We start from the raw sequence: 15550 nt of genomic DNA, 5'->3' as shown, positions 1-15550 counted from the left end.
CTTCCCATGAACCCAAAGATACTCATTGTCGAAGATCAGTTTATTGAAGCAAATCACTTGCGCATCATGTTGCAGCGGGCGGATTACACTGTGTGCGGGGTCGCCCGATCCGTAGAGCAAGCCGAAGAAATGATAGAAACGCACAAACCGGACCTGGTGCTACTAGATATATTTCTGACAGGCAAGAGAACGGGGATCGATCTGGCTGCTCAATTGAAAGAGGCAAATATTCCGTTCGTTTTTTTGTCGGCCAATTCCAATGAAGAGGTATTGAACGCCGCTAAGGCGACGCATCCTTATGGCTTTCTGGTCAAACCATTTCGCGACAATGATTTATTGGTCACCTTGCAGATTGCTCAGTATCATCACGAAAACGGTTTGGAATCCCGGCTCCGCAAAGAGACTCAACTCCAAACGCAGCTCGCAACCATTACTGCCGGTCAGGTTAACCGCCAGGAGCGGTTACTGATGATCGCACAGGTTCTGCAACCGTTCATTTCGTTTGACATGCTGGTGATAGGCTCTTTCGACGACGCTGGTGTGCAGCAGCAGGACACACTGTATTTTTTGAAAATAGGATTCAACGAATACCAGGTATTCACGCGTGATGGCCTTAAAGTCATTCTCAATGCACGCGCTACCAATTCGGGTCAGGTGAAGGACAGTGCGGCTCCCCTCGTTCAATATTACAATGAGGCGTCTTTTAAATCGATAACATCAAAACCGGGCACGCATAAAATCATCGCAGAAACATTTGGCATGAATGCGTTGCTAACGCTTCCGCTACCTCAGGGCCAAAACAGTCGGAAACAGTGCCTTTTTTCCTTTTACAGCAGGCGCCCGGATGCGTTTGCTGCCGATCATGTTTCGCTCGGTGAGCGAATCCGGCCGTTTCTGGTTTTGGCGGCGCAAGGCATATCAAACATCGCTATTCCCGCAGTTAGCAGCAATGCGATGCCTGGACTGCCGGAACCTTCCCCCAATTCGGTTTTTGAAAACATCATTGGAAACAGTCCGCAACTGACAGCGGTGTTCGAATTGATCAGCCAGGTCGCCCCCGTGGACACCTCCGTGCTGATCACCGGAGAGTCGGGTACCGGAAAGGAACGCGTTGCCGACAGCATTCATGCGCTCTCCTCTCGCAAAGACTACCCATTGATCAAGGTGAATTGTGCTGCATTACCGGCGAACCTGATCGAATCAGAACTATTCGGACATGAAAAAGGCGCGTTCACAGGAGCTATGGAAAAACGGATCGGTCGGTTTGAACAGGCCAATCATGGCACTATTTTTCTGGACGAGATCGGGGACGTGCCGCTGGAAACGCAGGTGAAACTGCTGCGTGTATTGCAGCAGCGTGAGATTGAGCGGATCGGTGGAAAAGCACCTGTGAAAATCAACATCAGGGTCATCGCCGCTACGAACAAGAATCTTGAAAAAGAGGTGGCGGAAGGAAGGTTCAGGCTTGACCTGTATTACCGGTTGAATGTGTTTCCGATTCATCTTCCTTCTTTAAACGAGCGCAAGGATGACATTCCGCTGCTAACAGACCATTTTCTGAACATATATTCCCGAAAGGCAGGTCGCAAAATTTCGGGAATCTCGGACAAAGCAATGTCTGAATTAATGTCCTACGAATGGCCTGGCAACATCCGGGAGCTGGAAAATGTGATCGAAAGATGCGTTTTACTTGCCAAAGGCAATTCCATCGAACATGTTGCGCTGCCGGCCGGCAAACCCAAGGCTATTTCGGAAAAAGCGGAAGAAGTGCGGCTAAAAACGATCTTTGAAAACGAGCGGGATTACATCATACAGATACTGGAAAAATGCAATGGCAGGATCCGGGGAGAAGATGGCGCGGCCGCCATACTTAAAATTCCGCCGACCACCCTGGGCTCAAAAATGAAGAAGCTGGGGATCAAGCGGAATTTCAGTATTTAATTGGACTTTATAAGATCCGATCCCTCAGATTAATCAACGATCGCTCGTTATTTGAGACGCACTTACAGATTCGTACTGACTCGTCTTGTATTGTTCGAGTTCCCGGAGCATTTCAATTGACTTTATCACAGGATCCCACTGATTTCCGTGAAAGATAAATCTAAACCATTTCTTATGGCGATTTTCATATTTGATATTGAAAAAAAGCCACAAAGCTCCAACCGCGAATACTACTATGACAAATATTTGAACAACCATCCATACCGGATTTTCAAACATCCGTTCCTGAATGGAGAACGTTGTCCAAATTGGGGCATGCAAGAACATTAACCTTGCAATGAGTAAGGTAGAGCTTTTTAACTGGGCCAACCGGCGCTGCGTATTAAACAGGGCTTCACTAAGATCTGTCTGGTAAATCAAAACTACCTGATAAATGTAGACCCCTGTCACGAAGGCAATAATTATGGCGTGAATGGCAATTGAATACCAGAAAAATGGGCTCGCGTATGCATGGGTACGGTAAAGCACGACGCCTAGAAAGAAGAGCCATAATGTACTCGCGATGATCAGAAAGATTTTCATCGGAGCCATGGAGCCAACTGTAGACTTGATTTTGATAACCGTGATAGCCGCAGCATTTTGCCGGTTCAAAATAAGGTTCTCTTCGAGTTTCCGGTCATATGACCGCCACAATTCGATTAATTCGGTTTCTTGCATGGTGCTAAGATTTTAATGATGTAAATTTTTGCCGTAGTTGCTCTTTGATCCTTCCCACTTTCGTTGAGACATTGGAGGCCGTTATCCCGAGGATATCTGCTATCTCCGATTGGCTGCGGCCTTCCAGATATAGCAGCATAAGCGCCCTGTCAAGTTCTTTCAATTGCCTGATAAACTCGTGGAGCATAATTAGGTCCGAATCCACGTCCAACTGTTCGCCGTCGGCCATTAATGTGAGAATTTCGTCGGTTAGGGGATGGTTGATTTTGTCGCGGCTTACCTGCTTTCGAAAAAACGAGATCGATACGTTCAACGCTATACGATAAATCCACGTGGTCAGCATGAATTGTTCGTCATACTTCGGAAACGCCAACCAAAGTTGCAAGGTGATTTCCTGAACGAGATCTTTCCGACTTTCCTTGTCCCGGCAATACGCATTTGCGACCTTGTAGATAATACCCTTATTGGCATCAACTACATTTAAAAATTGGACGGCATCTCTAAGAAGCGGCATAGGGCATTGGGGTTTTCGTATTGGGAAAAATTAATCGATTACCAGCCAATTATTCGCAAGAGGTTGAGAAATGTCACAGAAAAGCCATAATGTCATCGGCAAATCACGAATATTTATCGTATTGACAACCATTGATACTATTTCCGAATCTTAGGATTATAGTTTTTATACTTCAAAAGGTCATTTGACATTTATTTTTCATCCGAATATGAACAAGGTAGCCCGCTTCATCATAATCCCCTCGGTTTTGTGTCTTTTAAATATTCAATGCAATGACACTGATGAACAACCGGGTCCGTGCGATTGCCTGAGTAAATCTGTTTCTAAGGAAAAGAAAAACGTAGAGGCTGTGGTCGTTTTAATATCCAGCTACCAGGATCATGACAGGTATGTGTTAAGTACCGAACCCAAGGATTTTGAACATACGTCACATCATGCTGGGGAAAATATGTTAGTTCCTTGCGGGGATTCTCTTTCCGTGCCCGCTGAGTACAGAAAGGCCGGTTTGAGACTCGTTGTATCGTATAAACGTAAAGAATGTTACGGTGCACTCACTCAACCTAATATGCACAGTGCCTATGGATATTATATCGATTTGACTGGGATTAAGCCCAAGACCTTGTAGACACTGATATCATTTGTGATTTTTCTATATTGTTGCAAATTTGGGATTTGTTCCGAACCCCGATATTCGATCCAACGCTTAAAGATCTGAAAACAGACTATGTTGTATATCAAATCGCTAATTTTTTGCTTCATCCTCACATTGAACCTGGTAGAAGTTGATACCAATCGCGTCACCAGTTCAAAGGCAACAACGATCAGTTTTCAAGGATTAGTAGTAGATTCCAAAACCCTGACTCCATTAAACGGAGCGACAATCAGGGATGCGAAGGGAAACCTTCTGGCAACCTCCGACGAAAACGGATTTTTCGATGGCAACTTGGCCATAGACGCAACCAACGAGATTGATTTTTCTTTACAACTCAGTAAGATCGGGTACGAATCTATTACGCAAAAAGAGCACTGGGCTAACCAGAAATCTCTAATCAAAGCGACATACTATTTTGGTATGAAAAAAACATCCAACGGTTCTCCGCAATTTTCGGAACTGGTCATGGGACATAGCAACCCTGAGGATGTCGCTAAGGGCCTGGATAAAATTCGGAGCAAAATCAATTTTGAAAATAAATTACAATCTGCAAAAGCCGGTAACAACCTTTTGTACTTCGAAATTGAAGAAGGCACTTATCTTGTCAATGATTCCGGATGGATTAAGTTAAGATCGGCCGATGAGTTGGTTCTTGTCAACGGGCAGAAACGACTGGTAGCCAAGGAGATCAATGCCTACATTAAGCGAAGTAGTGTAAAAAGCATGTCTCCGTCGTCAAAAGCAGACGTTGGCTACGAGATTTACACCGATTAGTATCTGAACTTATGAAGCAAATGATTCGGATACTATTCTTGGGTTCTTCAATATTCATTATTTCATTTGAATGCGCTCGTTCCCAGGATTTTGAATCGAAAATCGACAGCTTATTTCAATGCTACTCCCACGAGAAACCCGGAGGACAACTGGCGGTTAGTCGGGACGGAAGAATGATCTATTCCAAGGCATGGGGAATTGCCGATCTGGAAAGTAACGCCCCTCTGTCCAAAGAGAGCTTGATAGAAGCAGGATCGGTATCCAAACAATTCACGGCTGCGGCAGTTCTATTAGCAGAAAGACAAGGATTATTGAAACTCGACGATCCTGTCAATAAATACATTCCGGAACTTCCAATTCATGGTAAGCCCATCCTGATCCGTCATTTAATCCATCACACAAGCGGTTTGCGGGAATGGAGCGACATTGCTGAGTTTGCCGGATGGCCCGAGGTGTTGCGAGTGCCGAATAACGGAGATGTGCTGAATATCATATGTCGACAGCAGAGTATGAACAGTGTGCCCGGCACCGAATTCCGTTACAGCAATTCCAACTACATCCTACTTACCATTATTATAACAAGGGCATCGGGTATGTCATTTTCCGATTTCACAATGAAGTATATTTTCCAGCCCGCGGGAATGACACATAGCAGCTGGCGGGACGATTTTGGCAAAGTAATCCCGAATCGAAGCAAAGCATACGAAGTCAAAAATGGGAAATTCAGGATATCGATGCCAGATCACAGTATTCATGGAGCGGGGGGCTTGCTTACAACGGCAGAGGATTTGGTGAGTTGGAACGAATTCTATCTTTCTGCCAAAATGGGCAACGAGGCACTTTACGACAAACAAACCGCATTGGATACGCTCAACGACAAAAGTTTAAACCATTACGCCGCGGGGCTATTTATTGACAGCCGATCTACTCGTAAACCCGTATTTTTTCACGGTGGCGCCACGAATGCTTACCGAGCCAAGTTAATCGCTTCACCCGCCGGGGGATTATCTATCGCTTGGCTCAGTAATACCTCTATGCTCGACACGGTCGGCATAGACCCAGCCGCAGCGGTGTTCGATCTCCTCACGACCCCAGATGAACAGGTCGCTCCGCAAGTAATGCCTGTCACTGCAGTTAAAATGGACCAGGCCAAACTTAAATCCTATGCAGGCTACTATAAAAGCGCGCAATCTGCCCGTGATGTAGAAATAACCATGGATTCTCGCGGATTACAGCTGTCAGACACGCCATTGGATGCCATCAGTGAGAGGCAATTTCGTTTTCACGGAATCGAACTTTCATTTAACCACGAAAATGAACTTACTGTCGCATCGCCTACCGGCGAACCCATGCAATACCATAAGGTGGATACGACCGTCAGCAATATGCCACTAGACCAATTTATCGGTACGTATTTTTCCGGGGAAGTCGGAGCGGAAATCAAAATCTGGAAAAATAATAATAGCCTGGAAATCGTACTGGTTTCCGGCGCGACTCACCCTCTTGAAAGTTATGCGAGGGACAGATTTCTGATACCAGGACTCAAAGCGGATCTGACGTTTAAACGGAACGGCAAAAATAATATCGATGCATTGGAATTAAGTACTCAGCGAAGCATCAAGGTACTTTTCAAAAATAGAATGCCTCGCCAAAAGTGATTCGTTCATTATTGATAAACTTGGATTCTTAGTGATACCTAGTTAGGTGAGATTGGCTGACGGAATACCTGTCCGCTCATTCCAAAGGAAATTGTAAGATGAAACCTCTCGCAAAAGCGGTTTATTTATTTGCGACCTTCCGTCAGTTTTTCGTCAATTTTACTGTGTGTTAAAAATGCCCTGTAATCCTTGATGTTCAGCATGTCGCTCACAGCTTTTTTCTTATCTGTTGCCTGATCAAAATATGCCTTGCAGATCTGATATCCTACCCAATAACCTAAATCGGAAGGACGGTCGGCGGTTTCCTGACTACTATTGGCAATCCAGTTTGAGTAACGGTCCAGATACATTTCTTTTTTGAATTCTTCCCAAACCTTCTTTTCATTCCCAACAGCCCAGACATGAAGGCGGGCATTGGCCGTTCTGCCACTGATCAGCTCACCGATAAAATCGGCCATGCCTTCCTTGATCGCATGGCACAGCAAGGTGGTGTCACCGGCCATGTTGTTTTGTTGTACATGCACCAGCTCGTGCGCTACCACATTTTTCAGTTCCTTAAAAGGCAGCATATTTTTTTTCTGCCATAAATTCAATTCATGCGTTGGTGTCTCAGCTCCCGCCGCCTGCATATCAACACCCATGATTGAGCCGTAATTCGTGACAGTTCCGCCTGAGCTCCATCCGCCAATTACAAAAGTTACATTGGGAAAAGTGGCGGGTTTGTACCAGTCTTTCAGGTTCCGAAATATTACGCGGATGGAATCCTCCAATGTGCTAACCTGTTCCGTCTTTGCCCTGATACTGGCGTAATATTCGGGCATGATTTCAAGGTTGTGAATAAAGCCTTGAATGCCTCCAATATTAGGAGTTTTAATTCTATAATATTCCTGCAGATTAAGAGTGCCTTTCTCAAAATACTCGGTAAGGAATAACTTTTGAGCGTTGGAAGGGTCTTTTTTATATTGGTCATAAGCTTTCCAGAACAGAGTGATGTCGCTAGTGATCACCGCAGCCCGATCAGGATCAAGTTGCGCGTTTTGTTTGTCAGTCATGTACCTTATCAGGTCAGAATATGCCTTGTTCTTCCGAATCGGGGCCAAACCAATCTCAGAATCCATCCATTTTCTATTTGTAAATCCATACTGTTTCACAGCTTTTTGCAGGCTGGCCAACGCACTGTCCGGCATTTGAGCCATGGAATAGAAATAGGTGGCATTTACAGCAGGCTGTCTTTTGTAGGCAAGCATTTTGCGGGCTTCACCTTCCGCATGATAGCTTCTGGCAGCTGCTTTGTATTGTTTTGCTTCGCCCAAGCTATCCGCCAGCTTTTGATATCTGTCCGCTTCGGGATTGAAATCCTGCGAAAAAATCGTTTTACTAAAAAGAAGTAGCATCGCTAGCACACCTAACTGGACGGCCTTCAATAGAGTTGGACTCTTCATTTTTTAAGATTGTGAATTAAATTTCGAATAAATTTCCACTTAAATTGAGCTGGTCACAAAAAGTGAAAGTAAGTTACAACCATGACCAATGACGGCCAAAGCTCGTTCGTTTTATTACAAGCCGCAAACTAAAAAACTAACATTGGTAATTCGTTACTAACATGCATTTAAATTCCCGTCATTCGGCCATGTCGGTTCAATAAGGGAATTCAAAATCTCAGGTTCCAGAGAATGTGTGATCAATGCTAACAGCCGCAGAAAAAGCAATCTGAAATAACAAAGCCCGCAATACCGGATACAGTATTGCGGGCTTTGCAATTATGATCCCCCTATTTAACAGAGGCAAACTTTGTAAAAGGAAACTGAGCGGGGCGTTGGGCGCATATATGTTTTCGAAGCATCAGGACTGGTATCCGCGTTGAAAATATGCGTTTCGTTCAGCTATTGTTGCTTCGACGGAGCATAGTAGAGCAATACGGCACCACTGGCAAAGGTGTGCGTCTTTGTCAATTCGAAAACCACTCCGTCTGCCAGTTTGTCAAATAAAGGCAAACCTTCTCGCGCCACCACCGGGTGGACCATCAGCTGAAATTCATCTACGAGGCCGAGATTGATCAGGGCAATAATCAGGCTCCGGCTGCAAACCAGAATGTCACCGCCATCTTCTTCCCGGAGCGCCAGCGTTTCCGCTTCGAGGTCGCGGGTTGCAACCTTTGCGCTTTTCCAATCCACACTTTGCAAGGTGCGGGAAAACACGATTTTGGGAATAGCGTCCATATTTATTGCAAAATCATCCATCGATTTCTCGCCGCTGGGGTGTTCCGCCAAGCCTTTCCAGAACTCCATCAGCAGATAAGTTTTCCTGCCGTACAATGCGGTACCGGCATTTTTCAGAAGCTCACCGTAGTGATCGTGCACCGCTTCGTCGGGCGAGACTGCTGTGTGATCGCAAAAACCGTCGAGCGTCATATTAATAGCGGCGATTATCTTTCTCATACGTGATCAAATTGGTTGATTAGGTTTTGGACAGTAGCAAAAATAGCTAACTGAGAATCCGTTACCGCTGTCATTTCGAACATATTGAGGGGGTATTTGAGACAAGTTTGAAGCCTCAATCTGATGAATCGTGCCGTCCGCCCTAGCCAATCCCATCCAGTCTATGTCAATTCTTCGCAGCTTTTCTATAATATTTTCATTGTAGCCCGGCAGTATTTAGAGCGTGCTTACACAAAGTAGTTGGCTATGGACATCCTAGATTATTTAAATATTATTTATAAAAATAGTCAGGGACGTTTGAATGGATTTACGTCACCTGTGGGTACAAATCACTCTAAACCAACTTAACTATGAAACAATCCTCTACGCGCATTCCGTGGGGAAGTCTCGCAGTCCTGTCAGGGATCTGGCTGTGTCCAGGCTTGAACTTAGAAGCCAGAAGCAGCACCCTGACGAGCGTCAGGCAGGAAACGAAGGCCGCGGTAACTGTTACCGGTAAGGTAACCGATGAAAAAGGAGCCGGGCTGCCTGGTGTCAACGTCATCGAAAAAGGCACCTCCAATGGAACCACCACCAATCCGGACGGAGATTACACCATTACGGTAGCAGGCGGTTCTTCTGTGCTTGCATTCAGCTTCATTGGTTACGTTCCCCAGGAAGCAGCAGTCGACAACCGTACGGCGATCAGCATTCAGCTCGCGCCGGAAGACAAATCGCTGGAAGAAGTTGTTGTAGTCGGCTACGGAAGCCAGAAAAAGGTGAATGTGACCGGTGCCGTGTCGGCCATTAAGATCGACGACAAGATCACCAACCGCTCACTCAGCAATGTTTCCTCGGGTCTTCAGGGATTGGTACCTGGCCTTGCCGTGAATCAGAACTCAGGTATGGCGGGCCGCAACAATGCGTCGCTGGTGATCCGTGGCTTGGGAACTGTCAACAACGCCAGTCCGCTGGTGGTGGTGGACGGTATGCCGGATGTAGATATCAACCGGCTGAACATGAATGATATCGAATCGGTATCCGTTCTGAAAGACGCCACATCTTCGTCAGTTTACGGCTCTCGTGCAGCCAATGGCGTAATCCTGATCACAACCAAATCGGGTAAAGGCCAGGAAAAAGCGACAATTAATTTTTCCGGAAACTACGGGGTTCAGGTTCCTACCAAGTCCTATGAATTCCTCGCAGATTATGCGCGAACGCTCACCCTTCACCAGCGTGCAGCGGCTGTGAACACCCTGCGTTCCAACTTCAACTTCAAAGACGGCACCATTGACCAATGGATGGCGCTGGGCATGATCGATCCGGTTGCGTATCCCAACACCGACTGGTGGGATGTGATCATGCGCACCGGTTCCGTGCAGAACTACAACCTGTCATCTTCCGGTGGCGGCGACAAGTCCAATTTCTTTATTTCAGTGGGGTTGATGAATGAAAAAGGATTGCAGATCAACAACGATTTCAAGCGCTACAATGCCCGGTTCAACTACGATTATAAGATCAGGAAGAACATTAATACCGGTGTCAAATTCAATGGCAACTGGTCGAATATGACGTATGCCCTGGAAGACGGCTTTACTGATGACGATGCATCCAATACAGCCGGTTTCGACATGCAGTTTGCAATTCCCGGAATCCTGCCTTATGATCCTGTAACCGGTTATTACGGTGGTGTAATGGCCTATAATGAGGATCCGCAGGCTTATAACCCCTACACACTCTATCAAAACCAGCTTAACCGGCAAAACCGGCAGGAGGCAAATGCGAACATGTACATTGACTGGACGCCGATCAAGGGATTGACAGCCCGGATTGATTATGCACTCAATTACTTCAACCAGTTCCGTTGGAATGCAAACACGCCTAATCAGTCTTACAACTTCCAGACTAACGCATTCGGCAGCCGCGTGTATGTGGGACCGAATGCGGGTGTGGGCAATTTTACGAACACAGGATATAAAACACTGTTAAACGGCCGGTTGAACTATAATACGACCATTGCCAAACACCACGAGATCGGCGCAATGTTTGTTTATAGTGAAGAATACTGGTACGACCGCTACCAGGCTACTTCCCGGAACGACAGGTTGCACCCGTCACTTCACGAGGTGGATGCCGCATTGACGGACATTCAATCAACCGGTGGCAACTCTTCCACAGAAGGTTTGCGCTCCTACATCGGGCGCGTTAATTATGCCGCTTTTGACAAATACTTGCTGGAAGTCAATTTCCGGTCTGATGGTTCTTCCAGGTTTCTTCCGGGTAGCCAGTTTGGTTTTTTCCCGTCCGCAGCCGTTGGATGGCGGTTTACGGAGGAAGCATTTATCAGCCGCTTTACCAGTCGAATTCTTACCAATGGAAAGATCCGCGCTTCTTACGGAAGTCTGGGAAACAACAGCGGGGTAGGCCGCTATGAGCAGCAGTCGACGCTCGCAGCGAATAACTATATGGTCAACGGGCAGATTGTGAAGGGATTTGTAAACCGAAAATTGGTCAACAAAGACCTATCCTGGGAGACTACGAAAGTATTTAACCTCGGTCTGGATCTAGGCTTCCTGAACAACCGGCTCACCGCTGAAATCGATTACTATGATCGCCTGACTACCGGCATGAACCGGCCGTCGGAAATGTCGATCCTGCTCACAGGTGCGTATGATGCGCCGCGCAAAAATATCGGGAACCTGCGGAACCGCGGTATTGAAGGAAACCTGACCTGGCGCGACCGCAAAGGGGAGGTAAGTTACATGCTGGCCATCAACGCATCTCATAACAAGACCAAGCTGGAATCCTGGAATGAGTTTTTGGGAAGGACATCGACAAATTCCGGAAATTCAGTCTTTCTCGGCCTTCCTTACGGATACCTGTACACCTACCAGGATGCCGGCATTGCGCAGACCTGGCAGGATGTGTACAATGCAACTCCGCAAGGCGCATCGCCGGGGGATATACTGCGCAAGGATGTTAACGGGGACGGAAGGATTTCCGACGATGATAAAGTGGCCTACCCCAAAGTGCAGCGCGACCGCCCGACTACCAACTTCGCATTGAATGGCAACGTTTCGTGGCGCGGGATCGACCTGACATTTCTTCTGCAGGGAGCTACGGGGCGGAAGGATTACTGGATCAATATCTACAACAATGTCAATTTCGGAGCACAACGTTACGCTTCAACGCAAGCGCATTGGGATAATCCATGGTCTGTCGAGAACCGGGACGGAGAATGGCCGAGGCTGAATGGCAATGCGAACCGCGAGGAAACCACCTTCTGGCTTGATAACCTTTCGTACCTGCGTGTGAAAAACATTCAGCTGGGTTACAACTTGCCGGTAGCGCTCACTAAAAAGTTGGGAATGACCAATTTCCGCATTTTTGCATCGACTGAAAACCTGGCCACCATTACCAAATTCCGCGGGCTTGACCCGGAAAAAGCCGGCAATAAAAGCGACGCATATCCTTTGAACAAATCCTATTCGGTCGGTATCAACATAGGAATTTAAAAGCTACTCCAATGAAAAGTATCAAACATATATTATCAGCGATCACCCTCACTGGCCTCATTTTAAGTATGGGATCCTGTGTGAAGGACCTGCTTGAACAGGACCCGACTACCGAACTGGCTGCCGATGCATTCTGGAAAACCGAAGATGACGCGACCTTCGCGCTCAATGGAGCTTATGCATCGGTGCGGCCGCTGTTCGACCGCGATTACTATCTCGATGGTCATGGCGAATATGTGCGTACCCGCGGTACCAGCGCCACCAGCGGCAACCTGCGCCTGGGCGACGCATACCACGATGGCGACTATAACCCGAGTGGTTACGGCGACAATTTTGACAAAATGTACAGGTATTTGTATGGAGGTGTTAATCGCACCAATTATGTGATCACCAATGTCGAGAGGATGTTGCGTACCGCAAAGCCGGAGTCAATACCGAAGCTGGAAGCGATTGTGGGAGAGGCTAAGCTGCTTCGTGGAATGGCCTATTTCCGCCTGATTTCCATGTGGGGAGACGTGCCGTATTTTACAAAAATCGCTGAGGCCAACTCGGATGTATCCACGCTGACCCGCACGCCGATTGCGCAGGTAAAGGATTCCATTATGGCTGATTTTACCTACGCTTACGACAAGCTTCCTGCCAAAGCAGCAGGGGCAGGGCGCGCCGGAAAGCCCGCAGCACTCGCATTCCGCGGGAAACTACAATTGTACTGGGCTTGCTGGAATCGTTTTGGCTGGCCTGAGCTGGAAAATTTCAAACCCGATGCCAATGCGGCAACAGCAGCTTACACGGCAGCAGCGGCAGATTTTAACTCTGTCATTAATGATTATGGTTTGGTTCTGTTCCGCAACGGAGAGCCTGGAGATATAGATTCGCTGGGCAAAGCCGACAAGCTACCTAATTACTATTACCTGTTCACGCCGGCTGCTAATAACGATCCTGAGATCATCATGGGCTTCACGCACGGAGGTACGGGGACGGCGCAGGGAGAAGAGCTGATGCGCGACTTCGCCGGACGTTCTCATGAAGGTTCGCAGCTCTGGGTAGCACCACGCTATGAAATTGCAGACCGCTATCAGTCGACGCTAACAGGGGATTTCGCGCCAAAATTGATACCGATGAACCCGGTTGACGCAGGTGCACGTACTGCCGCAAACTCTGCCGTAAATCCGAAAAGTTATAAGAACCGCGATTACCGGATGAAAGCCTCCATCATGTGGGACTACGAGGTAAGTATCGGTTTGGCCTCATTGAAATCCACTGGCTGGTCGCCGTTCATTTACAAAACCTGGAACCAGCCTGTTACCATCGACGGCGTGAAATATACGACCTACAATACCGACGGCAGCAACTCCGGTTACGTGTTCCGCAAGTTCCTGCGCAACTATGCAGGACAGGGGCGCAGTGACGGAGATTACAACTTCCCGGTCATGCGCCTGGCCGACGTATACCTGATGTACGCCGAAGCCACCAATGCGACAAAAGGTCCGACTGCTGATGCGATTGCATTGGTCAACAAAGTACGTCATCGTGGAAACCTGCCAGCGCTAAAAGCGGCTAAAACGGCCAGTGCGGATGCATTCTTCGCCAGCATTGAGCAGGAAAGGATCGTCGAACTGTTAGCCGAAGGCCACCGTGGATTTGATATCCGCAGATGGCGTGCGCAGGAACGGGTGTGGGGAGCGCCTTACACCGAAGGTCTGTGGCGGATCGATACGCACGGAGCCAACCAGCAAAGGTATTTTCAAAATGTACCGGAGCGCACTTACCAGCAGAACTACATTTTCCGCATTCCGCCGGGCGAGCGTGACCGCAACCCGAACCTGACCCAGAATACACCGTGGTTATAGCTCAGTTGTGAAAATTTTTAAAACATTAACATTCAATCCAATGCTAAAATATATCAAATGGGTCACGGCAATGATGCTTGCAGTCGGCATGCTGGTATCCTGCAAAGAAGAATTCCCTGTGGACGAAGACGGGCTGCTGATTACGACCCGCAGCCAGTGTTATGTAAGTAATTTCGAGCTCCTCGGTCCTGATTTTCAAACGGTAAGAGTTGAAAACGCGGTGATTGACACTACTGCACAGACGATCAATGTAAAGGTTTTCTACGGAACCGACTTGAAAAACCTGTATCCGCAATTCTCGCTTGTGACTGACGCAAAGCTGGAACCGAAGATTATCGGAAAAGAAGACTTTTCCGATCTCTCCAAACCGAAGCAGTATACCGTGGTGTCGGGTAACCGCAAAGTCAGGAAAACCTATACGGTCAATCTCACAGTGCAAACACCGTAACCCTTAAACAGCAAGATCATGAAACATACCTATTTGTATTGCTTTCTAGTTTTGATCGGGATGGTTTCCCTTTCTTCCTGTGAAGAGGAAGAATATGCGATCCCGACGTTAAAGCAGGAACTTCAGAATGATGTAATTAAAAGAACGCTCGGACCAAACCTGGTCGGAATGAATATTGAGTTTGCCTATGCGATGGCGCTGCCAAAGACGTTGGGAAAGCTGGTTTCTGCGGAAGTGACGGCAATGATCGACGGTGCGGAGGCTACTTACCTTGAAAACCGGTCGTTTTATACGAATGGAAGTGGCGAAGATGTTGGCATCGAAGTAGGAAGCAAATCGGTGAATAGCGGTGGTAAAACGACTGTGACTTTTACTAAGGATACATCCGCTGCCACGCTGAGGTACTTTTACCGCATTCCGACTACGGCAAGAGGAAAAGAAGTTTCGTTCCAATTTACAGCCAAGGCAAGCAATGGACAATCGGTTTCCTATTCAATGGGACCTTACAAAATTGCTGAAATGGATATGGTACTGGATCTGGACGTAGTCGACAGTACCAAAGCATTCATTTCGATTGAGGATATGGCTGTCTACAATGCAGCTGATGCTGCCGCGAATGCATCTAAAATAGACCTCGTGTACTTGTACCGCTCTATTCCAAACATTACCTTTTCACACGGATTGGTGTCGCCCTCTGCCAAAACTTACCTGCCGGGTGTAATCCTGCCGGCTGGGGCGACCCGTAGTACCAAGGTGCAAAAAGTATGGAACCTCCGTGATTTCCACCTGGCGAGATTGCAGTATGGCGTATATATTGATGACCTGGATTTTCAGCAGCTAAACATCTCCGCAGCGCCCGACTATGCGATCAACATGCGTGCGGAAGCGGGTGTTTGGGTGGAAACACAGGATGGAAAGTACCGCGCCTACGTGTACGTGAACTCCGTTAACAACAATACCAAAAGCGCCAAGATCAGCATCAAGCGCTACCTGATGAAATAGCATTGCCCCGTCATTTGCTGCATTTCCCGCAGGTTACGTTTTTAGCAGCCTGCGGGATAGTG

General features: G+C 47.3%; 11 protein-coding genes. 7 read left to right on the top strand and 4 right to left on the bottom strand.

Annotated features, from left to right (window positions below):
* The first annotated feature begins 6 nt into the window (after positions 1-6).
* A complete protein-coding gene (locus LZD49_RS27615; protein WP_234671041.1) occupies positions 7-1941 on the top strand; it encodes a sigma 54-interacting response regulator in 1935 nt (644 codons plus the stop codon).
* Positions 1942-1974: 33 nt separating this feature from the next.
* Here LZD49_RS27615 and LZD49_RS27610 read toward each other — a convergent pair whose 3' ends face one another.
* Both LZD49_RS27610 and LZD49_RS27605 read right to left on the bottom strand, forming a co-directional pair.
* Entirely contained in the window at positions 1975-2658 is a 684-nt protein-coding gene (locus LZD49_RS27610; protein WP_234671040.1) for a hypothetical protein, read from the bottom strand.
* Positions 2659-2662: 4 nt separating this feature from the next.
* Complete coding sequence (locus LZD49_RS27605) at positions 2663-3172, bottom strand: RNA polymerase sigma factor (RefSeq protein ID WP_234671039.1); 510 nt, start codon at positions 3170-3172, stop codon at positions 2663-2665.
* A gap of 724 nt (positions 3173-3896) precedes the next feature.
* Between LZD49_RS27605 and LZD49_RS27600 the strand changes: the two genes are divergently transcribed.
* Together LZD49_RS27600 and LZD49_RS27595 are read left to right on the top strand one after the other, a co-directional pair.
* A complete protein-coding gene (locus tag LZD49_RS27600) occupies positions 3897-4598 on the top strand; it encodes a carboxypeptidase-like regulatory domain-containing protein (RefSeq protein ID WP_234671038.1) in 702 nt (233 codons plus the stop codon).
* A 20-nt stretch (positions 4599-4618) separates the two neighbouring features.
* Positions 4619-6256 (top strand): serine hydrolase, encoded by a 1638-nt coding sequence (locus LZD49_RS27595; RefSeq protein ID WP_234671037.1) that lies wholly within the window; start codon positions 4619-4621, stop codon positions 6254-6256.
* Positions 6257-6381: 125 nt separating this feature from the next.
* On the opposite strand, the gene LZD49_RS27590 is transcribed toward LZD49_RS27595, so the two are convergent.
* Both LZD49_RS27590 and LZD49_RS27585 read right to left on the bottom strand, forming a co-directional pair.
* On the bottom strand, positions 6382-7698 hold the full coding sequence (locus LZD49_RS27590) for a DUF2268 domain-containing putative Zn-dependent protease (protein WP_234671036.1): 1317 nt from the start codon (positions 7696-7698) through the stop codon (positions 6382-6384).
* Between the two features lie 441 nt (positions 7699-8139).
* The gene (locus LZD49_RS27585; RefSeq protein WP_234671035.1) at positions 8140-8694 is read right to left on the bottom strand and encodes a dihydrofolate reductase family protein; all 555 of its coding nucleotides are present in this window, start codon (positions 8692-8694) and stop codon (positions 8140-8142) included.
* A 350-nt stretch (positions 8695-9044) separates the two neighbouring features.
* Here LZD49_RS27585 and LZD49_RS27580 point away from each other — a divergent pair, with 350 nt between their 5' ends.
* Genes LZD49_RS27580 through LZD49_RS27565 form a run of 4 tightly spaced genes read left to right on the top strand, consistent with a single transcriptional unit; the run spans position 9045 to position 15488 of the window.
* A complete protein-coding gene (locus LZD49_RS27580) occupies positions 9045-12188 on the top strand; it encodes a TonB-dependent receptor (protein WP_234671034.1) in 3144 nt (1047 codons plus the stop codon).
* Positions 12189-12199: 11 nt separating this feature from the next.
* Positions 12200-14038, top strand: a complete 1839-nt coding sequence (locus LZD49_RS27575; RefSeq protein WP_234671033.1) for a RagB/SusD family nutrient uptake outer membrane protein — start codon at positions 12200-12202, stop codon at positions 14036-14038.
* 40 nt (positions 14039-14078) lie between these two features.
* A complete protein-coding gene (locus LZD49_RS27570) occupies positions 14079-14486 on the top strand; it encodes a DUF5018 domain-containing protein (protein WP_234671031.1) in 408 nt (135 codons plus the stop codon).
* A gap of 18 nt (positions 14487-14504) precedes the next feature.
* Positions 14505-15488 (top strand): DUF4466 family protein, encoded by a 984-nt coding sequence (locus LZD49_RS27565; protein ID WP_234671029.1) that lies wholly within the window; start codon positions 14505-14507, stop codon positions 15486-15488.
* Positions 15489-15550: the final 62 nt, after the last annotated feature.

This window comes from Dyadobacter sp. CY261, from assembly GCF_021440085.1.
Lineage (GTDB): Bacteria > Bacteroidota > Bacteroidia > Cytophagales > Spirosomataceae > Dyadobacter.
Note: the sequence above shows the minus strand (reverse complement) of the source record. Positions and strands in the feature narration are given on the sequence as shown.